We start from the raw sequence: 22,690 nt of genomic DNA, 5'->3' as shown, positions 1-22,690 counted from the left end.
GGCCCTCTCCAGTGGGGAGAGGGCCGGAAAAGTATTATCTGAACGTGGCCTCTAAACGCTGCAGCACCCGCATCGCACTGTAATAATCCAGACGGAACGTCTCTGTCCCCAGCGCCCAGACGCGTTTGTTTTGTACCGCAGGCAGGTGTGCCAGCAGCGGATTGGCGTAAATGGCCTCCACATCTTTTTGATCGCCTGCGAACAAGAACAATCCCTCACCGTTCAGCCCCGTTGCCAGATTTTCTCCACCCAACTGAATGATGTCGTGGCGTTTGCCCTGGCTTGTTGACGTCTGCAATCCGGCGGGGAGGTCAGCCAGCGTAAAGCCTAACTGGTGCAGCAACTGGCCCTGGGCCGACTCGGCGGTCCACAGGTTGGCGCTGTGCGCGGCGGCGGTATAGACGATGGCGTTCACCGGCTGCGGAGGCAATTTCATCTGCTTTTTCACCTGCGTGAGCTGCTGATCAAACGCAGCAATTCGTTCGGCGGCCTGTTTTTCCTGGCCGGTAATCGTGCCGAGCTGGGTCAAAAGGGCCTGCCAGCTTTTGTCATCGTAATTGATCACAAGCGTAGGGGCGATGGCGGAAAGCTGATCGTACAACGCCAGCGCGGAATCCCCTCCGGTTGCGCTAATCAGGATCAGATCCGGCATTTGTGCCGCGACGGCTTCGGCGCTTGGCTCGCCAATATACAAACGGGTGAGCTTACGCTCTTTCGCGATATCGCCCCACTGGCGCAAAAACCCCTGATCGTCTGCGACGCGGTTATTGGGCGTCGTTGCGCCGCTTGCCACGACCGGTGCATCAATGGCCAGCAACGAACCGGTGAGCGTGACGCTGGTCGACACAATACGCGTCGGTTTGCTCTCCAGCGTATGCGTGCCACGGCTGTCCGTCACCTGACGCGGCCAGTCTGCGGCAAACGCTGAGGTTAGTCCTAAAACAAAAAGTCCTGATAAAAGAAGGGCCTTACGGCAAACAGCGAAAAGAGTCACGAAGCGGCATCCTGTTTTTGTTGAAGTTAATGCTTCTCATTTTCATGAATGCCCGACAGGGATGCAAGCGTTAGTCGCACAAGATGCACTCTCTGTGGTTGACACCATCGCGCTGTGCGATTAGGTTAGCCATCGAAAATATAAATGATAATTATTCGTACTGCGTTTATCATTTTAGGAGGATGATATGGATACGTCATTGGCTGAGGAAGTTCACCACAACGCGACCACGCTGCAATCAGACAGCTTTTTCTTTATGTCGCCTTATCGCAGCTTCACCACGTCAGGCTGCTTTGCCCGTTTTACTGAATCCGCCGTCGGCGGCGACGATCCCGCCGGGCACTTTCAGCAAACGTTAGCCCAGGCTTTCCGCGACGCGAAGGCCAGCGGCATTGCCCAGCCAATCATGGTGGGCGCTATCCCGTTTGATACTCGCAAACCGTCATCACTGTTTATTCCAGAGAGCTGGCAGGCATTTTCACGCACGGCGCGGCAAAAATCCGCCTGCTATCACTCTGCCGCCCAGGCGCTGAAGGTCGCAAACCGGACCGAGATCCCGCCGCAACCGGTGTTTGAAGAGATGGTGTCGCGCGCCGCCGCGCTGACCGCTACGCCGCAGGTGAATAAAGTGGTGCTTTCGCGCCTGATTGATATCGCCACCGATCGGAAGATCGACAGCGGTGCGCTGCTGGAGCGCCTTATCGCGCAAAACCCGGCAAGCTTTAACTTCCACGTCCCGCTGGAAGATGGCGGCGTGCTGCTGGGCGCAAGCCCGGAACTGCTGCTGCGTAAAGAGGGCGCGCACTTTAGCTCCCTGCCGCTGGCAGGCTCTGCCCGTCGTCAGCCGGACGATATGCTGGATCGGGAAGCGGGAAACAAACTGCTGGCCTCAGAAAAAGATCGCCATGAGCACGATCTGGTGACCCAGGCGATGAAAGCCATTCTGGAACCCCGCAGCCATCACCTCAGCATGCCCTCTTCGCCTCAGTTGATCACCACGCCGACCCTGTGGCATCTGGCCACGCCGGTCGAAGGCGAGGCGCGCGATCATGAAAATGCGCTGACGCTGGCGTGTCTGCTGCACCCGACGCCGGCGCTGAGCGGCTTCCCCCACCAGGCGGCAAAACAGTTGATTGCCGAGCTGGAGCCCTTCGATCGTGAACTGTTCGGCGGCATCGTCGGATGGTGCGACAGCGAAGGGAATGGCGAATGGGTCGTCACCATACGCTGTGCGCGTTTAAACGAAAACAGGGTTCGCCTGTTTGCCGGCGCGGGCATTGTCCCGGCGTCCTCACCCGTGGGTGAATGGCGTGAAACCGGCGTGAAGCTTTCGACCATGCTCAATGTTTTTGGTTTGCACTGAGGAATTATCATGACCATCCCCTTTACCCGCTGGCCCGAGGCGTTTGCCCGGCGCTACCGTGAAAAAGGCTACTGGCAGGATCTGCCGTTGACCCACATCCTGACCCGCCATGCGGACAGTGATGCCCTGGCTATTATTGACGGCGATCGTCACTACACCTACCGGGAATTCCATCAGGCGGTGAATAATCTGGCCAGCGCACTACAGGCCCAGGGCATCAAGCGCGGTGAGACCGCGCTGGTGCAGTTGGGCAACGTGGCCGAATTTTATATCACCTTCTTCGCGTTGTTACAGGCGGGCGTGGCGCCGGTTAATGCGCTCTTCAGCCATCAGCGCAGTGAACTCAACGCCTACGCCTCGCAAATTAAACCGGTCGTGCTGATTGCGGATCGTCAGCATGCGCTGTTTACGGGCGATGATTTCCTCAATGGTTTTGTCGATCAGCATCGATCTGTGCGCGTGGTGTTGCTGCGCGGCGACCGTGGCGAACATGCGCTTGAAGCGGCGATCGCCCGTCCGGCGGATAATTTTATAGCCTCGCCAACGCCTGCGGATGAAGTGGCCTTCTTCCAGCTCTCCGGGGGCAGTACCGGCACGCCGAAGCTGATCCCGCGCACGCATAACGACTATGACTACAGCATTCGCCGCAGTAATGAGGTATGCGGAATCCATGCCGATACCCGTTATCTGAACGCGCTCCCTGCCGCGCATAACTTTGCGATGAGCTCTCCCGGCTCGCTCGGGATCTTTATGGCTGGCGGCTGCGTGGTGCTGGCGAACGATCCGAGCGCGACGATCTGTTTCCCGCTGATTGAAAAGCATCAGGTCAACGTTACCTCGCTGGTGCCTCCTGCGGTCAGCCTGTGGCTACAGGCGATTGCCGAGGGCGCAGACGCGGCACAGTTACGCTCTCTGGAGCTGCTGCAGGTAGGCGGCGCACGGCTTTCCGCCACGCTGGCCGCGCGCATTCCTGCCGAGTTGGGATGCCAGCTTCAGCAGGTGTTCGGCATGGCGGAAGGGCTGGTGAACTACACCGCGCTGGATGATTCGCCTGAACGCATCATGAACACCCAGGGCCGTCCGATGTCTCCGGATGATGAAGTCTGGGTTGCCGACGAAAACGGTCATCCGTTACCGCGGGGAGAAGTCGGACGCCTGATGACCCGCGGACCCTATACCTTCCGGGGCTATTTCAACAGCCCGGAACACAACGCCAGCGCCTTTGATGCTGACGGTTTCTACTGTTCTGGCGATCTGATTTCTATCGATGAGCAGGGCTATATCACGGTACAGGGCCGCGAGAAAGATCAGATCAACCGCGGTGGCGAGAAGATCGCCGCAGAAGAGGTTGAAAACCTGCTGCTGCGCAACGAAGCGGTGATCCATGCGGCGCTGGTCAGCATGGAAGATAGCCTGCTGGGCGAGAAAAGCTGCGCTTACCTGGTGGTGAGCAAACCGCTGCGTGCGGTGGACGTGCGTCGTTTCCTGCGCGAGCAGGGCGTTGCGGAATTCAAGCTACCGGATCGCGTGGAGTGCGTGGATGCACTGCCGCTGACGCCGGTAGGGAAAGTGGACAAGAAACAATTGCGCCTGTGGCTGGCTGAACGCGCCCGGGGCTGAGGAAAAAAGTATGACCATTCCAAAATTAAACGGCTATGCACTGCCAACCGCCGCTGAACTGCCGGATAACAAAGTGAGCTGGGCTTTTGAACCTGAGCGTGCCGCGCTGCTGATCCACGATATGCAGGACTATTTCCTTCACTTCTGGGGCGAAAATAGCCCGATGATGGCGCAGGTGGTGGCGAATATCGCTAAACTCCGCGATTACTGTAAAGCGCATAACATTCCGGTCTATTACACCGCGCAACCCAAAGAGCAGAGTGATGAAGACCGCGCGTTGCTCAACGATATGTGGGGACCGGGCCTGACGCGCTCCCCGGAACAGCAGCGTATTGTGGCAGAACTGACGCCAGACGAAGCCGACACGGTGCTGGTGAAGTGGCGCTACAGCGCGTTTCACCGTTCGCCGCTGGAACAAATGCTAAAAGAGACCGGGCGTAATCAGCTGCTCATCACCGGGGTCTATGCCCATATCGGCTGCATGACCACCGCCACCGATGCGTTTATGCGTGATATCAAACCGTTCTTTATTGCCGATGCGCTGGCCGATTTCAGCCGCGAAGAGCATCTGATGTCACTGAAGTATGTGGCGGGGCGTACCGGGCGCGTGGTCATGACTGACGAACTACTGCCGTCGGTACCGGCGTCGAAGGCGGCGCTGCGTGCGGCGATCCTGCCTCTGCTGGACGAATCCGACGAGCCGATGGATGATGAAAACCTGATCGACTACGGTCTGGATTCAGTCCGCATGATGGCGCTGGCGGCACGCTGGCGTAAAGTGCATGGCGATATCGATTTTGTCATGCTGGCGAAAAATCCTACGCTGGATGCCTGGTGGGCGTTACTGTCCCGTGAGGTGAAGTGATGGCGGGACTGGATTTTACTGGCAAAACCGTCTGGGTCACCGGAGCCGGGAAGGGGATTGGCTACGCGACTGCCCGGGCATTTGTCGACGCAGGCGCAACGGTGACCGGGTTCGACCTGGCCTTTGCACAGGCGGACTATCCGTTTACGACCACAACGCTGGACGTCGCTGACGCACAGCAGGTGCGCGAGGTGTGCGGCGCTCTTCTGAACGCGATCGATCGTCTGGACGTGCTGGTGAATGCGGCGGGGATCCTGCGCATGGGCGCAACCGACCAACTCTCCCGGGAGGACTGGGAGCAGACCTTCGCGGTAAACGTCGGCGGAGCGTTTAACCTTTTCCAGCAGACGATGGGGCAGTTTCGTCGCCAGCAGGGAGGCGCGATAGTCACGGTCGCTTCTGACGCTGCGCATACGCCGCGTATGGGGATGAGCGCGTATGGGGCATCGAAGGCGGCGCTTAAAAGCCTGGCCCTGACGGTGGGGCTGGAGCTGGCAGGTAGCGGCGTGCGCGCGAATCTGGTGTCGCCGGGTTCAACCGATACGGACATGCAGCGGACGCTCTGGACCAGTGATGATGCAGAACAACAGCGGGTACGCGGCTTTGGCGAGCAGTTTAAGCTGGGCATTCCGCTGGGTAAGATTGCCCGTCCACAGGAAGTCGCCAGCACGATTTTGTTCCTTGCCTCCGATGCCGCCAGCCATATTACGTTACAGGATATCGTGGTGGACGGCGGCTCCACGCTGGGGGCATAGATGATCTGGAAACGTCATTTAACGCTGGACGAACTTAACGCTACCAGCCTGAACACCATGGTGGCGCATCTCGGCATCGTCTATACGCGGCTTGGCGACGAAACGCTGGAAGCAGAAATGCCGGTGGAGGCGCGAACGCATCAGCCATTCGGCCTGCTGCACGGTGGCGCCTCGGCGGCGCTGGCGGAAACGCTGGGCTCGATGGCCGGTTTTCTGATGACCCGTGACGGGCAGAACGTGGTAGGCACAGAGCTGAATGCCACGCATCATCGTGCTGTCGCGCAAGGAAAGGTGCGCGCCGTATGCCAGCCGCTGCACTTAGGGCGTTCCAGCCAGAGCTGGGAGATTGTGGTGTTTGACGAACAGGGACGGCGTTGCTGCACCTGCCGGTTAAGTACGATGGTGTTAGGGTAGCGTTGTGCGGGCTGATGCCCTCACCCTAACCCTCTCCCACAGGGAGAGGGGATGGATGGTGCGGTTTGATGCTTTGGCTCTGACGTTCTGCCATGGGGGGTTGTGCGGTTTGATGCCCTCACCCTAACCCTAACCCTCTCCCACGGGGAGAGGGGATGGATGGTGCGGGTTGATGCTCTGGCTCTGACCTTCTGCCATTGCAAAATGGATAGGGAGCCACGGGCAGTGATGAGGTGCACAATGTACTCCCTCTCCCTTTGGGAGAGGGGTGGGGTGAGGGGAGCAGGCGGCTCAGCCCCCGCCGTTCTGCTGACCAAAGTACCTTCAGACCCGCTTCCCGTTGTCATCCTTCAATCTCAATGCGCCGTTTTCAGCGCTGCCCACAGGGATAATGAGCGTTACACGTTTAGCGCATAGAAATGACGCGTCGTAGCAACCGGATCCTCGGCTCTATTGAGGCTATATCGAGCCACTCCGTCGGGCTGTGAAAACCTGCCCCAACAGGGCCTAAACCGTCCAGAGTCGGGATCCCAAGCGCGGCCGTATGGTTGGCATCGCTGCCGCCGCCTACCGCCTGCCACGTGATGGGAATACCTTCTTCCCGACCTGCCGCTTCAACCTGCTCCATCAGCGCCTGAGTCGCTTCACTCGCGGCCATTGCGGGCTTATGGTTCACCCGGATGAGTGAGGTGGTCACGCCCTCGAAAAATCCTTTCTCACAGAGCGCATTCAGCGCGTGATGCACCCGATCGTATTCGTCGTTTTCCCAGAAACGCACGTCCAACTCGGCGATAGCACTCTCTGCGACTACGTTTGCGGCGCTGCCGCCGTGGATAACCCCGACGTTCAGCGTGGTTCCTTTATCCAGGTCTGCCAGAGCGTTGATGGCAAGAATGCTGCTGGCCAGCGCGGTAATCGCTGAGCGGCCTTTTTCCGGCTCGTTGCCCGCGTGGGCCGCCACGCCGCTAAACGTGAGGTGGTAGCCCGCCATCCCTTTACGCGCTTTTACCAGCGAGCCGTCGGCACGCGCGGCTTCGCATACCAGCACGCAGCGGGAACGTTTTGCCAGTTCGCCAATCCATTCGTGAGACCAGACCGAGCCTGTCTCTTCGTCCGGGTTCATCGCCACCGCAATCGCCAGACGTTCTTTATCTGCGGCATCCAGCCCGCGCATTGCCCACAAAATATTCAGTAACCCGCTCTTCATATCTGAGACGCCCGGCCCGTAAAGGCGAGTCGCATCCTGGCGCATCGGACGACATGCGACCGTACCTGCGGGGAACACGGTATCAAGATGGCCGACCAGCAGGACGTCAAACTGCTCCGCCTGGGGTTTGTTGCTGACAAACACGCCGGGCCCGACGTTGTCGCCCAAATTCACCTGTTCGGTATGCCAGCCTTCCCGCTGCCACAGGGATTCGATTATGTCTGCTACTCTGGCAACGCCCTCCAGCGTTTGCGTACCGCAGTCAACATTCACCAGCGTTTTCAGTTCTTCAATGTAATGGTCAAGATTCATTTTTACTTCCTGTCAGAGAACGATCCGTAGACACAGTCTGGCGAAGTGATGAACCAAAAAGATGACTTAAATCATTCGCTAAAGACGTTTTTGGCTGAAAAAGCGAAAAATGTGACTGGAAAAAGGCGTGAATTCGACCCGGTTACCGTCCGAAAGTGATCGGCTTAACACTGTCAGGTAAATGTCTGGTTTGACCACACATTATTGCGTTTCAAAGTTGTTAAATTGCCCGGCGTGATCTAGAAACAAAATGTAACATTTCGCTGTTTCATGCTAATGGACACCTTCTATGAATAATTCAGGGAAATACATCATCTGGGCAGGGCTTTCCGTTGTGGGGGCATTTGCTCTGGGCTATATCGCCCTCAATCGTGGTGAGCAGATCAATGCATTATGGATAGTGGTCGCCTCCGTCTGTATTTATCTGATCGCTTATCGTTTCTATGGACGCTTTATTGCGAAAAATGTGCTGGCGGTAGACGCCACGCGCATGACGCCTGCCGTTCGTCATAACGATGGTCTGGACTATGTCCCGACCGATAAGAAAGTGCTGTTCGGTCACCATTTTGCGGCAATAGCCGGTGCGGGTCCGTTGGTCGGACCGGTGCTTGCCGCGCAAATGGGTTACCTGCCGGGGATGATTTGGATCCTGGCCGGGGTGGTGCTGGCCGGTGCGGTACAAGACTTTATGGTGCTCTTTGTCTCCACACGGCGCGACGGACGTTCGCTGGGTGAACTGGTCAAAGAGGAGATGGGCGCGACCGCAGGCGTGATTGCGCTTATCGCCACCTTTATGATCATGGTGATCATTCTGGCGGTACTGGCGATGATTGTGGTGAAAGCGTTGACCCACAGTCCGTGGGGAACCTACACCGTGGCCTTCACCATTCCGCTGGCGCTGTTCATGGGCATTTATATCCGCTATCTGCGTCCGGGACGCATCGGTGAAGTGTCGATCATCGGTCTCTTCTTCCTGATTTTCGCCATTATCTCTGGCGGCTGGGTTGCGGAAAGCCCGACCTGGGCCCCGATGTTTGACTTTACCGGCGTGCAGCTCACCTGGATGCTGGTGGGGTATGGGTTTGTCGCCGCGGTTCTGCCGGTCTGGCTGCTGCTGGCTCCACGCGATTACCTCTCGACGTTCCTGAAAATCGGTACCATCGTGGGCCTGGCAATTGGCATTTTGATCATGCGTCCGACCCTGACCATGCCTGCCTTAACGAAGTTTATCGACGGTACTGGCCCGGTCTGGACCGGTAACCTCTTCCCGTTCCTGTTCATCACCATCGCCTGTGGTGCCGTCTCTGGCTTCCATGCCCTGATTGCCTCCGGGACCACGCCGAAAATGCTGGCGAATGAAAACCAGGCTTGTCTCATCGGCTATGGCGGCATGTTGATGGAGTCCTTCGTGGCGATTATGGCGCTGGTTTCTGCCTGCATTATCGATCCGGGCGTCTACTTCGCGATGAACAGCCCCATGGCGGTACTGGCACCAGCCGGAACGGTTGACGTGGTGGCGTCTGCCGCGCAGGTGGTGAGCGGCTGGGGCTTTGCTATCACGCCAGAGACCCTGACGCATATTGCCAACGAGGTGGGTGAGCAATCCATTATTTCCCGTGCGGGCGGTGCGCCTACGCTGGCGGTGGGGATGGCCTACATTCTGCACGGAGCGCTTGGCGGCCTGATGGACGTGTCGTTCTGGTATCACTTTGCCATTCTTTTTGAAGCGCTTTTTATCCTGACGGCGGTGGATGCGGGAACGCGTGCGGCGCGCTTTATGTTGCAGGATCTGCTCGGGGTCATCTCTCCCGGACTGAAGCGAACCGACTCCTTACCGGCAAACCTGCTGGCGACCGCCCTGTGCGTACTGGCCTGGGGATACTTCCTGCATCAGGGAGTGGTCGATCCGCTGGGGGGAATTAACACCCTGTGGCCGCTGTTTGGGATTGCCAACCAGATGCTGGCAGGTATGGCGCTGATGCTCTGTGCGGTGGTGCTGTTCAAAATGAAACGCCAGCGTTATGCCTGGGTGGCGCTGGTGCCGACCGCGTGGCTGCTGATTTGTACCCTGACCGCCGGCTGGCAAAAAGCCTTTAGCCCGGATGCCAAAGTGGGGTTCCTCGCTATCGCCAATAAATTCCAGGCAATGATCGACAGCGGTAAAATCCCGGCGCAGTATACGGAATCGCAGCTGTCACAGCTGGTGTTCAACAACCGTCTGGATGCGGGCCTGACCATCTTCTTTATGGTGGTGGTCGTGGTGCTGGCGGTGTACTCTCTGAAGACCGCACTGGCCGCACTGAAAGTGGCGACGCCGACAGCGAATGAAACACCTTATGAGCCTATGCCTGAGAATCTGCAAGAGATAGTGACTCAGGCGAAAGGGGTCCATTAACCCCTACCTTAACCCTCTCCCCGTTGGGGAGAGGGATTGACAGGAAATATGACGATGTTCGACACCCTTTCTAAAGCAGGTAAATATTTAGGCCAGGCCGCCAAAATGATGATTGGCGTACCGGATTACGATAACTACGTCGAACACATGCGCGTCAATCACCCCGATCAGACGCCGATGACCTACGAAGCGTTCTTTCGTGACCGTCAGGATGCCCGCTATGGCAGCAAGGGCGGCCCAAAATGCTGTTAATCCTCTTTCGGTAAATAGAGGCTGATCTGTTCCTGAGTGCAGCCGTAAATCGCGGCCAGTTTTTCCCGGGTGCGCTTTTGCGGGCGGGAATCGAGGGCTTCGAGTTGTGAGACGGCTGACTGGCTGATGCCCAGCTTCTCTGCCACCTCTTTCTGGGACAGGCCGCGCCAGATGCGCCAGGCTGCCTGCAGACTGACGTTTTCTTTGTGCATCACATCACACACGTCGCCTGGTAAAATGACGTTATCGTAGATATCCGATTCATACGGTATCTCTTCCCACTCTTTTTCATCATCGTTGTCATACTCAAGCATGGCCATGCGCATGCGAAAATATTCTTTGTAGGGAATGACGGCGAATTGTGCTTTTCCTTACTCATCCTTAATTAACTGAACACTCATATTCCCTATGCTCCTCATGAAGGTAGGTCGTGGTTGTCCGGCGTTTTACCGAAACCACGTAACAGGTATCACTTTGCTGCTCTTTGAGGGTGTAAATCACGCGGTAATCCCCCAGGCGTAAGCGATAGTGATTTTCGGGTATGGCTAATTTTTTGATATCTGCGACCGGCGCTGCGTTGTCATCCAGGTTTTCCAGTCTGGATTTAATGCGAGTCTGATATCGACAATCAATTTTCGAAAACTGCTTCTCTGCGGCTTTTGACCAGACAATCTTCATCCGTACCTCCACTGTACGCCCACACAAAATATAAGGAAATAATAAGACTATTAGATAAATTCCGAATTTCATATGGGCTACTGTAGGGCGATCGAAAAGCGGGAGAAAGGGTGAAAGCGTCAGCCTGCGAGGCGGCCCGAAAAGGCCTCTGTCGGGTGACAGAGGCCGACAAAAAATCTGCGAACCGGCGTCAGGCGTTCAGCCCGCCGTCGACGTCCAGACCGGTGCCTGATATTTGCCCGGCCGCCGGGCTTGCCAGAAACGTCACGGCGGCGGCAATATCGTCCGGTTGGCCATAATGACCCACGGCTATGAGCTGACGCTGTGAGTCGGCCTGATCGCCGTCCTCCGGGTTCATATCACTGTTTGTCGGGCCAGGGTGGACGAGGTTGACGGTAATACCGCGTGGCCCCAGATCGCGAGCCAGACCGCGGGTCAGGGAGTTGAGGGCCGACTTGGTCATCGAATAGACCGATATGTTGGGCTGAGCGACGCGATTTGCCAGACAGCTGCCAATATTGATGATGCGTCCGCCGTCAGACATATGCACCAGGGCGGCCTGAATCGCGATCACCACGCCACGGATATTGACGTTGATAAGGGCATCAATATCCGCCAGTGTCATGGACTCCAGCGGGCCACCGCGCGCAATCCCGGCATTATTGACCAGAATATCCAGCCCGCCCAGGGTGCGCGCCGCGTGGGTGACAGCATCCTGAATGGCCTCTGCGCTGGCGCTGTCAGCCTGAATCGCCTCGCTGAGTCGCCCAAGCGCGGCGATTTCATCGGCCACCGCCTGGGCTTTGTCGGCGGATTTTTCATACGTAATAACCACATCGGCACCGGCGCGTGCCAGTGACAGCGCGATTGCACGACCCAACCCACGGCTGGCGCCGGTGACCAGCGCTTTTTTACCTGACAAATCGATCTGCATGATGACCTCGTTTGGAGTGATGAGAATCATCATTAGGTATAGTCGGTCGGCGCCATTAACGGTTGAAGGTTTCTACCTTCTCAAACGCGGCACGCAGCACCGCAGGGGTGAGGGCGATCGGCAAATAATGAATAGACTCCACCGGGCGCAGGGTATGGGCAATAACGCGATCCAGCTCATCGCGATTGTTAATGTCCACCTCCAGCTCGCGAAGCGTGGTGGGCAGGTTAAAGCGCTGATAGGCCGCCACCAGCTGCGCCAGCACGTCGTCCTGATCGAGAAGGGCGCTCTGAACCAGAATGCCGTAAGCCACTTTGGTCCCGTGCAGGTATTTTTCGGTCTGTGGCAGCACGGTTAAGCCGTTATGGACCGCATGGGCGGCCGCCACGCGGGTATAACGTTCGCCCAGACCGCCTACCATCCCGCCGCCGGCAATGATTGCGTCGACCACATCGCGAAACGCCTGCGTCAGTTCCCCGCGCGCCTGGTCCGCCAGGGCCTGCTCGCTCTGCTCAAGCAACACGTCCCGAATGGCCTGCGCCCCGTTAAGGCCCAGCCGGACGGTCAGTGAAAGCGCGTCAGGATTCGGTGCCAGAACCACCGCCTCATACCATTTTGCCAGGGTGTCGCCGATGCCTGCCAGCAGATAATCTGCCGGCGCGTTGAGGATGATTTCAGGCTCCACCAGCACCAGGAAATTGGCATCGTCAAAAATCTCGAACTGCAGCGCCTGACCGGCATCGTTGTACCAGACGGAGAGCGGCGTCCAGGCCGCACAGGTCGCCGCGATGGTCGGTATGGCTACCGCAGGCACCTCCAGACGACGCGCGACAGCCTTAGCGGTATCGAGCAGCGCACCGCCGCCGATGCCGATCACGACGCTGGCGTTTGGACCGGCGTCATTCACCAGCTGCGTGACGTCGCGCTCGCTACAGTGGCCCTTAAACAGCAGGTGGCGTGCCCCCTCGGCGTGAAAAACCGCCGGAAGGAATGCCTGTGCACCCGCTATTGCCCGCTCGCCGTAGATCCATACGGCGCGAGAAAGCTGCTCCGGCGTAAAGAAATCATGCAGATGGGCGAGGCTGCCGGGATGGGAAAAATAGTTTGCCGGGCCGGGTACGACGCGAATATCAGTATTGCTCATGGTGGTGTCCTTATTGGCGAAGCGCTAACCTGATGTTATGTCTGGACATCCGGATGGCTAATAATATTTAGCTTTATCTTATGCCTTTTCTATCATTGCCAGTCAACCCGACCTGTGAAAAATTCGGTAAATCAGAATAGTTATGAAGGATTTACGCGGATGAATTCCAGTCGCCTTGAGATGCGCGGTATCAGCCTGGCCTTTTCCGGTTTTCAGGCGCTGTCGCGGGTGGATTTCACCCTGACGGGCGGATCGGTGCATGCGTTAACCGGGGCAAACGGGGCAGGGAAATCAACGCTGATGGCGGTTCTGTGCGGCACCTACGACCACTATGAGGGCGAAATCTGCATCAACAACCAGCCGGTGGGTATTCGTCAGCCGCTTGACGCGAAACAGCTTGGGATCCACCTGGTGCAGCAGGAGGTCGATGTGGCGCTTATCCCCGGGCTGAGCATCGCGGAAAATATCATGCTCGATCATCTGGCGCAGCCGGGCCACCGTTATCGCTGGCACGCCATCCGTGAGCAGGCAAAGCAGGCGCTCGCCCAGCTGGATGTCTCCCTGAACGTTCGTCGCTCTATCGACACCTGCTCGCTTGCCGAGAAACAGCAAATTTTGCTGGCGCGGGCGTTGTCGCATCACTGCCGTTTTCTGATCCTTGATGAACCTACCGCGCCGCTGGATGCCCACGAAAGTGAACGGCTTTTTGCGGTGGTGAAGCGCCTGCAACAGCAGGGTATAGGCGTGGTGTTTATTTCGCACCGCATTCATGAGCTAAAAGCCATTTGCGACACCTTAACGGTACTTCGCGACGGCAAGCTGATTGAGTCCGGCCCGATGGCGGCGCTTAGCGGTGAGGAGATTGTCGAGAAAATGCTCGGGCATGAACTGAGCGATATCTATCCCCCTGCACGCCCGCCGTTAAGCGATGAGATTGTGCTGCGCGTCGAAGGATTACACGACGATGCGTTGTTAAAAGCGATCTCTTTACATCTGCGTAAGGGGGAGATTTTAGGCATTGCCGGTCTTGCTGGCGCAGGCAAAACCGAGCTGTGCAAAGCGTTGTTTGGCGCCAGCAAAAGCCGTGTTGAAGGTGGCGAGCTGCATCATCAACCCTGGAAACCGCGCGATCCGGCAGACTCGGTTATGCGCGGGCTGGCGCTGGTGCCGGAAGAGCGCCGTAAAGAGGGGATATTTATCGACGAACCGGTGAGCATGAACCTTTCGGTGAGTGCGGATAACAGCTTTTCGCGCTGGGGCGTCTTTGGTCATCGTCAGGCGTGGCGCTGGGCCGAAGAGGTGATAGCCCGCGTAGGCGTCAGAGCGCGTGGGCCGGGGCAGGTGTTGCGTCGGCTTTCCGGCGGGAATCAGCAAAAAGTGGCGATCGGCAAATGGCTGCGTAACGAGGCCAGCGTGCTGATTTTTGACGAGCCCACAAAAGGCGTGGACGTCAAAGCCAAAACCGATCTTTTCCAGCTGATTGATGCGCTGGCACGGGAAGGCAAGGGGGTGATTTATGCCTCCGGGGAGTTCGCCGAGCTGGTGGGTTTGTGCGATCGCATTTGCGTCCTGTGGGATGGACGTATCGTGGCGGAAATCGCCGGGGCCGAGGCCCGGGAAGAGACTTTACTTTACTATTCAACCGGAGGAACGGCGCCGTGAGCAAGGCCCTTTCAGTCAGTGCGACGGCATCAGGCCGTCAGCAGTTTTTCGATTTTCTTTATAAATGGGGCATGTTGCTGACCGTGGTCGCGCTGGTGGTTGTTTTTGGCCTGGCGTCGGAGAACTTCCTCGATCCGAACAACATCATCAATATCCTGCGCTCCATCGCGATTGTGACGGTAATCGCCATTGGCGTGTCGATATCACTGACCGTCGGCGGGTTTGATCTGTCGGTGGGGTCGACGGCCTCGCTGGCGAATGCGCTGGTGATTTCGCTCTTTGTCTGGCATGGCTTCGGCACGACGGAGTCGATTGTGATCACTCTGGCGCTGTGCACCCTGGTGGGGCTGTTTAACGCGTTTCTTATTGTCATTCTGCGCATTCCCGACATGCTCGCCACGCTTGCCAGCCTGTTTGTGATCCAGGGGGTGGCGATGACCTACAGCTACGGCGGTTCGATAACCGAAAACATGGTGCTGCCGAGCGGGGATATGGCAGAAGGCACAATCCCGGCGGCTTTTGGGGCACTGGGCCAGGTGCCCACTATTGTGATTATCATGCTGGTGGTAACGGTGCTTGCGCAGCTGGCGCTGTCGCTGACCACCCACGGACGCCGGATGTACGCCATTGGCGGTAACCCGGAAGCGGCACGTTTATCCGGTATTCGCACCACGCGCTACAAGGTGGCGGCCTATGTGCTGGCCTCGCTGCTGGCAGGGCTGGGGGGCATTTTGCTGGCCTCGCGTATCGGTTCGTCGCAGGTCAACGCGGGGGGCGGCTATCTGATGGATGCGGTTGCGGCCGCCTGGATAGGCTTTTCTCTGGCGGGCTCTGGCAAGCCAAACGCGCTGGGTACGCTGGTGGGGGCGGTCATTCTGGGCGTGCTTTCTAACGGGCTGGTGATGCTGTCGGTACCTTATTACGCCATGGACATTATAAAAGGGTTGGTGCTGGCAGTTGCCCTGGCGCTGACTTACATACAAAAACGCTAACAACACAACGGAAACCATAATGAAAAAAATTGCACTCTCTTTCGTGGCGCTGGGGTTACTGACGGCTTTACCCGGCTATGCCGCCACGTCTGCACCGGTTCCGGCGGCTATTGCCCAGCATGACGGGCCGATTCGTGTCGCGGTGATCCGCAATCTGGGTTCCGACGATAACACCACGCAGTTTGTCGCGGGGGCAATCCAGGAAGGAAAGAAGCTGGGCTTTAAGGTCAGCACCTTTTTGAGCAACGGTGATGACGCCAAATTCCAGGATTTTGTTAATCAGGCCATTAGCCAGAAATATGACGGCATCATCCTCTCGCAGGGTCGCGACCCTTATTCCACCGCGCTGGTAAAAAAAGCGGTGGATGCCGGCATTAAGGTCGCGGTGTTTGATACCGCCGTGAACGGGGATATCCCCGGCGTGACGGTGACCCAGCAGGATGACGCGTCATTAACGAACCTCTCCTTTGGTCAACTGGCGAAAGATTTCAACGGCAAGGCCAATATTATCAAACTGTGGGTCGCGGGCTTCCCGCCGATGGAGCGCCGTCAGGCCGCCTATAAGGAGCTGCAAAAGCAGTATCCGGGCATTAAAGAGCTGGAATCCATCGGGGCTGTCTCGTCCGATGTGCAGGGCGATACCGCCAATAAAGTCGGTGCCGTGCTGGCGAAATATCCGAAAGGCAAAATCGATGCGATCTGGGGCACCTGGGATGCGTTCAGCCAGGGCGCCTATAAGGCGTTAAAAGAAAATGGCCGGACGGAGATCAAACTCTACAGTATTGATATTTCGAACCAGGATTTGCAGCTGATGCGTGAATCAGGCAGCCCGTGGAAGGTGAGCGTAGCGGTCGATCCGAAGCTGATTGGGGCAACCAACGTCCGCCTGATCGCCAACAAAATTGCCGGAGAAGCAACGCCTGCGACCTACGACTTTAAGGCCGCCGCCATCCCTCAGGCGCTGCTGGCGGCGCAACCCGGGGCGGTAAATGTAGCCTCGCTGGGGAAAATCATTCCGGGCTGGGGTCAGACCCAGGATTTCGTTGCGCCGTGGTTTGCGACGCTGGAAGCGAAAAATAAATGAGTCGGCTTCCCACGCCCGAATTCAGCCGCAATATGCGGCTGATCGGCCATAGCGATCAGGGCGGTCGTCCGGATGGCGTACAGCTGATGGTGCATCGGGGCTTTGCCTACATTGGCCATATGGTGTCGCAGGGCTTTTCGATTGTGGACGTACGCGACCCGAAAAACCCCAGGGCCGCAGGCTATGTGGCTGCGCCGCCCGGCACATGGAACGTACATCTTCAGGCCCATGACGATCTGCTGCTGGTGATAAACGCCCGCGATCTGTTTGCCGACGCACGTTTTGCGGATGAGAAGGTTTACTACACGCGCCAGGTGGGAGAGACGGTCAGCGACGTGCAGGACAAAGGCTGGAGCGCCGGGCTGCGTATTTTTGATATTGCGACGCCGGACAAACCGAAGGAGATCGGGTTTCTGTCGCTCGAGGGCATTGGCATCCACCGTATCTGGTACACAGGTGGCCGCTGGGCATATGTTTCAGCCCTGATTGACGGGTTTACCGATTACATCTTCCTGACCATCGACCTGGCCGACCCGCGTAAGCCAGCGGTCGCAGGGCGCTGGTGGTTGCCAGGCATGAACCAGGCCGCCGGTGAGCAGCCTTCCTGGCCTGAAGGGAAACGCTATGCGTTGCACCATGCCATTATCGCCGGGGATACCGCTTACGGGAGCTGGCGCGATGGTGGCCTGACGTTGCTCGACGTGAAGGACCGGGCGCAGCCAAAGTTGATTAGCCATCGTAACTGGAGCCCGCCGTTTGGCGGGGGGACACATACGGCGCTGCCGCTGCCGGATCGGGATTTACTGGTCGTTCTGGACGAAGCGGTACTGGATAATCAGGAAGATGGCGAAAAGCTGATTTGGCTGTTCGATATTCGCGAACCGTCTAATCCGGTGAGCATCGCCACCTTCCCGCAGCCGGATGAAGCCGATTACGTGGCGAAAGGGGCCCACTTTGGTCCTCATAATCTGCATGAAAACCGGCCCGGAAGTTTTGTCAGTTCAACCCTGATCTTTGCGACATATCAGAATGCGGGGGTGCGGGCTTACGATATTTCCAATCCGTATCGCCCGGTGGAAACCGGTGCGCTGGTACCTGCCGCACCGGCGAAAATGATGGATACCCGCCCGAACCGGCCGCAGATTATTCAGTCGTGCGACGTCTTCGTGGATGCGCAGGGGATTATCTACAGCACGGATTACAACGGCGGTCTGTCGGTGATTGAGTATCTGGGGTAAGGGCGGGCTGATGCCCGCGACCCGGCCCTCTCCGGCGGGAGAGGGTGAACATTAGCTGTACTGGCGTACCCTTGCGACCAGCTCTTCCGCGCTGTCGATTCTGTCGGCAATCACAATCAGCGCCCGGCCCAGATGAATGGCGTGACGCAGACAGGCATGGCGCATGGCCTCGTCCTGGATGGTGTCGATATCCGCGACGTGAGATAACCCTACGCTTCGGCGAATCAGTTCGGTGCCGCAGAAACCAATGGCGTCATTCCACACCTTTTTCAGGAACGCAGAGGCATAGCCGGGCGTTGCCAGAGCGCTATCACGGGTTTTCTCCGTGGCCAGCGCCTGAAAACGTTCCGCAAAGGTCGTCCACAGAACCTGAATATCGGTCAGACGCTGCTCGCGCGCGGCGGCGGCATCGCGAATACCCAGATGACCCGGCAGGCCGCAGAAGTTCAGCAGCAGATTACCGATGGCGGTGCCAACGTCAAAGCCAACAGGGCCGTAAAAACCAAATTCCGCGTCGATAGCTTTCAGGCTCTCATCGGCGACAAAAATAGATCCGCTGTGAATATCCCCGTGCAGCAATGCTTCGGCCTGCGAGAAGAAGCGGTGCTTGAGCGAGGCCACGGCGATCTTAAGTTGCGCATCATCGCGCAGGGCGGCAACGTCGTTTTCAAGCTCTGCCGGGTAGTTGTTGCGTTCGTGAATCTGATAAGGATCGTTAAAGAACAGATCTTCCGTGATCTCGCACATCTCAGGGTTAATGAATTTTGCGACCTGCGCTTTTTTCTCGTGCGGATGCAGGTAAAAATCGCTGGTGTGGAACAGCGTATGCGCAAGGTATTCGCCCAGCTGCCGCGCGGCCTGGGGATAGAAGTGGTTTTTAATCAGCTCTCCACGCCAGATCTGATGGCTGGAGAGATCTTCCATCACCATCACCGCAAGCGCAGGGTCGTAATGGATAATGTTCACCGTGTGCTGCGGGCTGTGCTGGTAGTGCGCCACTAATGTCTGCGCTTCAAGGCGGGCGCGATCCAGCGTTAAGGGCCAGGATTCACCGACGCAGCGCACGTAGGGCAGCGCCTGCTTGACGATGATGCGGCTGACGCCTTGCGCGTCGAAGATTTTAAACACCAGGTTGAGATTGCCGTCGCCAATTTCCTGCGCCTCTACCAGTGATGAGGGGTTATCAAGCCCGCCAAATTGCTTTGCATAGTCCACGGCATCCTGGGCGGTAAAGGTACGGTATTGCGACATTGCCTGTTCCTCATTGATTCTGCTAATAAAGACATTTAGACGTCTATACATCTGAATTTTATCCTGACACAATGTGATACAACAACGCAACAGAGAATTAACGACATGCAGACATTACAGACGACAAGTCTACGAGTGGTGAAAAATCAGCTCTTTATTCTCGACCAACAGGCCCTGCCGCAGGAGAAAAGCTGGCTGGATGCCTCCAGCGTAGAGGCGCTTGTCGGCCACATTCATGCCCTGCGCGTGCGCGGTGCGCCGCTGATTGGACTCTCTGCCAGCCTGCTGCTGGCGCTGCTCGCCGAACGTGGCAACAGCCGCGACGAGCTGGCCGTCGCGCTGGAGACGTTGCGCGCTTCTCGCCCGACCGCGGTGAATCTGATGAACAATCTCGATCGTATGAAGCAGGCGCTCTGGCAGGAAGATTTTGTGCCGGCGCTGGTGGCTGAGGCGTTGCGTCTGATTGAAGAAGATAAGCAGCTATGCGACGCCATTGCGAAAGCTGGCAGTGCGCTGGTGAAACCGGGCAGCCGTCTGTTAACCCACTGCAATACCGGTGGGCTGGCGACAGCGGGCGTGGGGACCGCGTTGGGGGTGATTGCCCATGCCCATCAGCAGGGGCTCGTCAGCAATGTCTGGGTGGATGAGACACGCCCGCTGCTGCAAGGGGGGAGATTAACCGCGTGGGAGCTGGGTGAGCTGGGCGTGCCGTATCAGCTGATAGTGGATTCGATGGCGGCGAGCCTGATGGCGAAAGGCGAGGTAGACGCGGTATGGGTTGGAGCCGATCGCATTGCTGCTAATGGCGACGTGGCGAATAAAATTGGCACCTATTCGCTGGCGGTGCTGGCGAAATTCCACGGCATTCCGTTCTATGTGGCGGCACCGCATACCACGCTGGATCCTGACTGCCCGAACGGGGAAGCCATTCCGATTGAGCAGCGCGCGGCAAGTGAAGTGACGGGCGTCGCCGGAAGCTTTGGCGCGGTGCAGTGGGCACCGGAAAAAGCGCGGGTGTATAACCCGGCGTTCGACGTCACGCCCGCGGCGCTGATCGCGGGTTGGGTGCTGGATACGGGCGTGGTGACGCCGGAGGCGGTAAGCAACGGCTTTTTCAGGGGCAGTGCGGCCTGATGCCCTCACCCCGGCCCTCTCCCACGGGAGAGGGAGAAAAACGGTTCCGGCTGTTAAACCTGAGGGAGAAAACGGTTTCGGCTACTGATGGGGAAGGGGAAATCGGGGGCTGCGCGTGAAGCAGTGCGGCCTGATGCCCTCACCCCGGCCCTCTCCCACGGGAGAGGGGGAAACGGTTCCGGCTGTTAAACCTGAGGGAGGAAACGGTTTCGGCGACTGATGGGGAAGGGGGAATGGGGGGCTGCGCGTGAAGCAGTGCGGTCTGATGCCCTCACCCCGGCCCTCTCCCACGGGAGAGGGGGCAAAGGCGGCTCCGGGTACTGATGGGGAAATCGGATTTGAGGCTACGGGTGCTGATCCTGAGGGGCGCGCAAAACGGTTCCCTCTCCCTTTGGGAGAGGGGTAGGGTGAGGGAAACCAGTGGGCACCGTCCCCCTTCACCTGCAACATCCACCCCAACTATTACGGCAGGCGGGGATAACCGTTCGCAATCGCATCACCGGTAAACTGCGCAATCCACCCCTCGGGGTTATCGAAAATACGGATTGCGGTAAAATTCGGTTCTGAACCCATATCAAACCAGTGCGGTGTCCCAGCAGGAACCGAAATCAGATCGTTTTTCTCGCATAACACCTGGTAAACCTGGTCGTCGATATGCAGGCAAAACAGCCCGGCGCCTTCGACAAAGAAACGCACTTCATCTTCGCCATGCGTATGTTCACTGAGGAACTTCTCGCGCAGCGCCGCCTTTTGCGGGTTGTCTGCACGCAGGCTGATCACATCCCAGCTCTGGTAGCCTTTCTCCTCGACCAGCTTATCGATGGCATGCTGATACGCGTTGATCACGGTCTCTGCGGACGGATCGCGACCCAGATCACGGTCGGCTTCCCAGCGCTCGAAGCGCACGCCGCGTGCAGTGAGCTTCGCGGCGATATCACCGGCGTCGGTGCTGTGCCAGAGAGGTTCTCGGGAATCGGTGTCTGAATAAATCGTTAATGCGCTCATGAAGGGATCTGCTCCGGATTAATCTCGTCAAATTGATGCACCTGATGATGGTGGCTGGCACCGTCATCATCGCCCCGAATTAACTGCAAGGTGCGAAAACCGGCCTGCTCAGCGGCATCCAGCTCCTGATGAATATCCGATAAAAACAGGATCTGCGACGGCGCTGCACCGATGTGTGTCGCAATATGCTGATAAGACGACACCTCACGCTTGCCGCCTACATGGGTGTCAAAATAGCCGCTGAACAGATGAGTAATATCACCTTCATCGCTGTAGCCAAATAACAGTTTTTGCGCCGCGACGGACCCAGAGGAATAAACATAGAGATCAATCCCTTGCGACTTCCATTTTTCCAGTGAAGGGAGAACGTCGGGATAAAGATGGCCGGTAAAGTCGCCATTAAGGTAGCCCTCCTGCCAGATAATGCCCTGCAGCGCCTTCAGCGCGGTGGATTTGCGATCTTCATCCATAAAGGCAAACAGGGTGTCGATCAGTTCGCTGATACTGGCATGGGGCGCGTCTGTCTCATCACGCAGGTTGTCCAGAATGGATTTCACCGGCTCGGCGTATTGCTGTGCGGTGACAAAGGCCGCCAGACGCTCGCGTGCGTAGGGAAACAACACATTGTGAACAAAACGAATATCGCTGGTGGTGCCTTCAATATCCGTCACTATGGCGCGAATCATACTCTCTCCAGTTGTCGTAAACGCATCTCGCATTCAAATAAGAACTCTAATCCTTCCAGATGACGGCGGGCTTCGGCCACATCACGTCCCCAGCAGGTTAAGCCATGGCCCCGCAGAAGAAAACCATAATTAAGCGTGCGTTCTTGCGCGTAATGGGCGATTCGCGAGGCGAGGGCATCAATATCCTGGTCGTTATCAAATACCGGTACTGCGACGGTGTCCAGATGGGTAGTCTGTCCGGAGAGCGATTTTTGCATTTCAAAGCCGCTAATCAGCAGCTCCTGCGTTCGAATCAGGCGCGACAGCACCGTGGCGTTAACGGTATGGACATGCAGTACCGCATTCACCTCCGGGAACAGACGATAAACCAGCGTGTGCAAACCCGTTTCTGCAGAGGGTTTACGGCCTGAGGGGGCACGGTTGGTGGCGATATCCACGAGCAGGAAATCTTCCGTCGTCAGGCTCCCTTTGTCTTTCCCGGATTCGCTGAGCCAGCACTGGTCAGCGTCCTGACGCACGGACATGTTCCCCCCGGTGGCGGGCGCCCAGCCTTTTGTACCAATCCAGCGGCAGGTTTCAACAAGTGATGCGAGTTGCAGGTTGTCTGTCATCGTCCTCTTACCCTCGGTCGGCCAGGAATATCGATATGGTATAGACGTCTAAGCGTCTTGATTGCCAAAGACTAACATCGTGTTATAGTGTCAG

Annotated in this window: 22 protein-coding genes; 12 read left to right on the top strand and 10 right to left on the bottom strand. The window is 57.6% G+C overall.

Going from position 1 to position 22,690, the window contains the following annotated elements:
- Positions 1-34: 34 nt before the first annotated feature.
- A complete protein-coding gene (gene fepB, locus LZP96_RS04125) occupies positions 35-994 on the bottom strand; it encodes a Fe2+-enterobactin ABC transporter substrate-binding protein (protein ID WP_064325246.1) in 960 nt (319 codons plus the stop codon).
- Positions 995-1,181: 187 nt separating this feature from the next.
- Between fepB and entC the strand changes: the two genes are divergently transcribed.
- Genes entC through entH form a run of 5 tightly spaced genes read left to right on the top strand, consistent with a single transcriptional unit; the run spans position 1,182 to position 6,011 of the window.
- On the top strand, positions 1,182-2,357 hold the full coding sequence (entC, locus tag LZP96_RS04120) for an isochorismate synthase EntC (protein ID WP_064325247.1): 1,176 nt from the start codon (positions 1,182-1,184) through the stop codon (positions 2,355-2,357).
- A 9-nt stretch (positions 2,358-2,366) separates the two neighbouring features.
- The gene (gene entE, locus LZP96_RS04115; RefSeq protein WP_064325248.1) at positions 2,367-3,977 is read left to right on the top strand and encodes a (2,3-dihydroxybenzoyl)adenylate synthase EntE; all 1,611 of its coding nucleotides are present in this window, start codon (positions 2,367-2,369) and stop codon (positions 3,975-3,977) included.
- A gap of 10 nt (positions 3,978-3,987) precedes the next feature.
- Positions 3,988-4,842 (top strand): isochorismatase, encoded by an 855-nt coding sequence (locus LZP96_RS04110; protein WP_064325249.1) that lies wholly within the window; start codon positions 3,988-3,990, stop codon positions 4,840-4,842.
- Positions 4,842-5,597 (top strand): 2,3-dihydro-2,3-dihydroxybenzoate dehydrogenase EntA, encoded by a 756-nt coding sequence (gene entA, locus LZP96_RS04105; RefSeq protein ID WP_064325250.1) that lies wholly within the window; start codon positions 4,842-4,844, stop codon positions 5,595-5,597. The genes LZP96_RS04110 and entA overlap by 1 nt, the downstream gene beginning before the upstream one ends.
- Entirely contained in the window at positions 5,598-6,011 is a 414-nt protein-coding gene (gene entH / locus LZP96_RS04100) for a proofreading thioesterase EntH (RefSeq protein ID WP_064325251.1), read from the top strand.
- A 406-nt stretch (positions 6,012-6,417) separates the two neighbouring features.
- Here the strand turns inward: entH and LZP96_RS04095 are convergent, their stop codons facing one another.
- A complete protein-coding gene (locus LZP96_RS04095; protein ID WP_258925699.1) occupies positions 6,418-7,530 on the bottom strand; it encodes a M20 family metallopeptidase in 1,113 nt (370 codons plus the stop codon).
- 289 nt (positions 7,531-7,819) lie between these two features.
- Between LZP96_RS04095 and cstA the strand changes: the two genes are divergently transcribed.
- On the top strand, positions 7,820-9,925 hold the full coding sequence (cstA, locus tag LZP96_RS04090) for a pyruvate/proton symporter CstA (protein ID WP_064325254.1): 2,106 nt from the start codon (positions 7,820-7,822) through the stop codon (positions 9,923-9,925).
- Positions 9,926-9,979: 54 nt separating this feature from the next.
- Positions 9,980-10,177 carry a YbdD/YjiX family protein gene (locus tag LZP96_RS04085; protein WP_064325255.1) on the top strand — a complete coding sequence of 66 codons (198 nt, stop codon included), beginning with the start codon at positions 9,980-9,982 and terminating at the stop codon, positions 10,175-10,177.
- On the opposite strand, the gene LZP96_RS04080 is transcribed toward LZP96_RS04085, so the two are convergent.
- From LZP96_RS04080 to LZP96_RS04065, 4 genes are all read right to left on the bottom strand, one after another.
- On the bottom strand, positions 10,174-10,527 hold the full coding sequence (locus LZP96_RS04080) for a helix-turn-helix domain-containing protein (RefSeq protein WP_258925730.1): 354 nt from the start codon (positions 10,525-10,527) through the stop codon (positions 10,174-10,176). The two genes, LZP96_RS04085 and LZP96_RS04080, sit on opposite strands and share 4 nt — an antisense overlap.
- A gap of 31 nt (positions 10,528-10,558) precedes the next feature.
- Positions 10,559-10,855 carry a type II toxin-antitoxin system RelE family toxin gene (locus tag LZP96_RS04075; protein ID WP_064325257.1) on the bottom strand — a complete coding sequence of 99 codons (297 nt, stop codon included), beginning with the start codon at positions 10,853-10,855 and terminating at the stop codon, positions 10,559-10,561.
- 190 nt (positions 10,856-11,045) lie between these two features.
- Positions 11,046-11,789, bottom strand: a complete 744-nt coding sequence (locus LZP96_RS04070) for an SDR family NAD(P)-dependent oxidoreductase (RefSeq protein WP_064328081.1) — start codon at positions 11,787-11,789, stop codon at positions 11,046-11,048.
- Between the two features lie 55 nt (positions 11,790-11,844).
- Positions 11,845-12,933 carry an oxidoreductase gene (locus tag LZP96_RS04065; protein ID WP_064325258.1) on the bottom strand — a complete coding sequence of 363 codons (1,089 nt, stop codon included), beginning with the start codon at positions 12,931-12,933 and terminating at the stop codon, positions 11,845-11,847.
- Between the two features lie 159 nt (positions 12,934-13,092).
- Here LZP96_RS04065 and LZP96_RS04060 point away from each other — a divergent pair, with 159 nt between their 5' ends.
- The 4 genes from LZP96_RS04060 to LZP96_RS04045 are packed head-to-tail and all read left to right on the top strand — an operon-like array spanning position 13,093 to position 17,909.
- Entirely contained in the window at positions 13,093-14,595 is a 1,503-nt protein-coding gene (locus tag LZP96_RS04060) for a sugar ABC transporter ATP-binding protein (protein WP_064325259.1), read from the top strand.
- Positions 14,592-15,587: an ABC transporter permease gene (locus LZP96_RS04055; protein ID WP_064325260.1), complete on the top strand. Its 996-nt coding sequence runs from the start codon at positions 14,592-14,594 to the stop codon at positions 15,585-15,587. The genes LZP96_RS04060 and LZP96_RS04055 overlap by 4 nt, the downstream gene beginning before the upstream one ends.
- Before the next feature lie 19 nt (positions 15,588-15,606).
- Positions 15,607-16,671 carry a sugar ABC transporter substrate-binding protein gene (locus LZP96_RS04050; RefSeq protein WP_064325261.1) on the top strand — a complete coding sequence of 355 codons (1,065 nt, stop codon included), beginning with the start codon at positions 15,607-15,609 and terminating at the stop codon, positions 16,669-16,671.
- Positions 16,668-17,909, top strand: a complete 1,242-nt coding sequence (locus LZP96_RS04045; RefSeq protein ID WP_064325262.1) for an LVIVD repeat-containing protein — start codon at positions 16,668-16,670, stop codon at positions 17,907-17,909. The genes LZP96_RS04050 and LZP96_RS04045 overlap by 4 nt, the downstream gene beginning before the upstream one ends.
- 51 nt (positions 17,910-17,960) lie before the next feature.
- On the opposite strand, the gene mtnK is transcribed toward LZP96_RS04045, so the two are convergent.
- A complete protein-coding gene (gene mtnK / locus LZP96_RS04040; protein ID WP_064325263.1) occupies positions 17,961-19,160 on the bottom strand; it encodes an S-methyl-5-thioribose kinase in 1,200 nt (399 codons plus the stop codon).
- A gap of 105 nt (positions 19,161-19,265) precedes the next feature.
- On the opposite strand from mtnK, the gene mtnA reads away from it, so the two are divergent.
- Positions 19,266-20,294, top strand: coding sequence for an S-methyl-5-thioribose-1-phosphate isomerase (gene mtnA, locus LZP96_RS04035; protein WP_064325264.1), 1,029 nt, complete (start codon positions 19,266-19,268; stop codon positions 20,292-20,294).
- A gap of 462 nt (positions 20,295-20,756) precedes the next feature.
- Here the strand turns inward: mtnA and LZP96_RS04030 are convergent, their stop codons facing one another.
- The 3 genes from LZP96_RS04030 to LZP96_RS04020 are packed head-to-tail and all read right to left on the bottom strand — an operon-like array spanning position 20,757 to position 22,596.
- Positions 20,757-21,299, bottom strand: coding sequence for a 1,2-dihydroxy-3-keto-5-methylthiopentene dioxygenase (locus LZP96_RS04030; RefSeq protein ID WP_064325265.1), 543 nt, complete (start codon positions 21,297-21,299; stop codon positions 20,757-20,759).
- Entirely contained in the window at positions 21,296-21,985 is a 690-nt protein-coding gene (mtnC, locus tag LZP96_RS04025; RefSeq protein WP_064325266.1) for an acireductone synthase, read from the bottom strand. Before mtnC ends, LZP96_RS04030 begins: the two co-directional genes overlap by 4 nt.
- Positions 21,982-22,596 carry a methylthioribulose 1-phosphate dehydratase gene (locus tag LZP96_RS04020; protein ID WP_064325267.1) on the bottom strand — a complete coding sequence of 205 codons (615 nt, stop codon included), beginning with the start codon at positions 22,594-22,596 and terminating at the stop codon, positions 21,982-21,984. The genes mtnC and LZP96_RS04020 overlap by 4 nt, the downstream gene beginning before the upstream one ends.
- Positions 22,597-22,690: the final 94 nt, after the last annotated feature.

It is taken from the genome of Huaxiibacter chinensis, assembly GCF_022171985.1.
In the GTDB taxonomy this organism is placed as follows: Bacteria; Pseudomonadota; Gammaproteobacteria; order Enterobacterales; family Enterobacteriaceae; genus Enterobacter; species Enterobacter chinensis_A.
The sequence above is the reverse complement of the archived record's forward strand: the minus strand, read 5'-3'. Positions and strand labels throughout refer to the sequence as shown.

Bases quoted from the DNA above. Each gene is read 5' to 3' on its own strand.
- LZP96_RS04060 (WP_064325259.1), top strand. From the start codon at position 13,093: ATGAATTCCAGTCGCCTTGAGATGCGCGGTATCAGCCTGGCCTTTTCC.
- mtnC (WP_064325266.1), bottom strand. From the start codon at position 21,985: ATGATTCGCGCCATAGTGACGGATATTGAAGGCACCACCAGCGATATT.
- LZP96_RS04070 (WP_064328081.1), bottom strand. From the start codon at position 11,789: ATGCAGATCGATTTGTCAGGTAAAAAAGCGCTGGTCACCGGCGCCAGC.
- LZP96_RS04065 (WP_064325258.1), bottom strand. From the start codon at position 12,933: ATGAGCAATACTGATATTCGCGTCGTACCCGGCCCGGCAAACTATTTT.
- LZP96_RS04045 (WP_064325262.1), top strand. From the start codon at position 16,668: ATGAGTCGGCTTCCCACGCCCGAATTCAGCCGCAATATGCGGCTGATC.
- entA (WP_064325250.1), top strand. From the start codon at position 4,842: ATGGCGGGACTGGATTTTACTGGCAAAACCGTCTGGGTCACCGGAGCC.
- LZP96_RS04030 (WP_064325265.1), bottom strand. From the start codon at position 21,299: ATGAGCGCATTAACGATTTATTCAGACACCGATTCCCGAGAACCTCTC.
- mtnK (WP_064325263.1), bottom strand. From the start codon at position 19,160: ATGTCGCAATACCGTACCTTTACCGCCCAGGATGCCGTGGACTATGCA.
- LZP96_RS04075 (WP_064325257.1), bottom strand. From the start codon at position 10,855: ATGAAGATTGTCTGGTCAAAAGCCGCAGAGAAGCAGTTTTCGAAAATT.
- mtnA (WP_064325264.1), top strand. From the start codon at position 19,266: ATGCAGACATTACAGACGACAAGTCTACGAGTGGTGAAAAATCAGCTC.
- LZP96_RS04085 (WP_064325255.1), top strand. From the start codon at position 9,980: ATGTTCGACACCCTTTCTAAAGCAGGTAAATATTTAGGCCAGGCCGCC.
- entH (WP_064325251.1), top strand. From the start codon at position 5,598: ATGATCTGGAAACGTCATTTAACGCTGGACGAACTTAACGCTACCAGC.
- LZP96_RS04110 (WP_064325249.1), top strand. From the start codon at position 3,988: ATGACCATTCCAAAATTAAACGGCTATGCACTGCCAACCGCCGCTGAA.
- LZP96_RS04095 (WP_258925699.1), bottom strand. From the start codon at position 7,530: ATGAATCTTGACCATTACATTGAAGAACTGAAAACGCTGGTGAATGTT.
- entC (WP_064325247.1), top strand. From the start codon at position 1,182: ATGGATACGTCATTGGCTGAGGAAGTTCACCACAACGCGACCACGCTG.
- cstA (WP_064325254.1), top strand. From the start codon at position 7,820: ATGAATAATTCAGGGAAATACATCATCTGGGCAGGGCTTTCCGTTGTG.
- LZP96_RS04050 (WP_064325261.1), top strand. From the start codon at position 15,607: ATGAAAAAAATTGCACTCTCTTTCGTGGCGCTGGGGTTACTGACGGCT.
- entE (WP_064325248.1), top strand. From the start codon at position 2,367: ATGACCATCCCCTTTACCCGCTGGCCCGAGGCGTTTGCCCGGCGCTAC.
- LZP96_RS04020 (WP_064325267.1), bottom strand. From the start codon at position 22,596: ATGACAGACAACCTGCAACTCGCATCACTTGTTGAAACCTGCCGCTGG.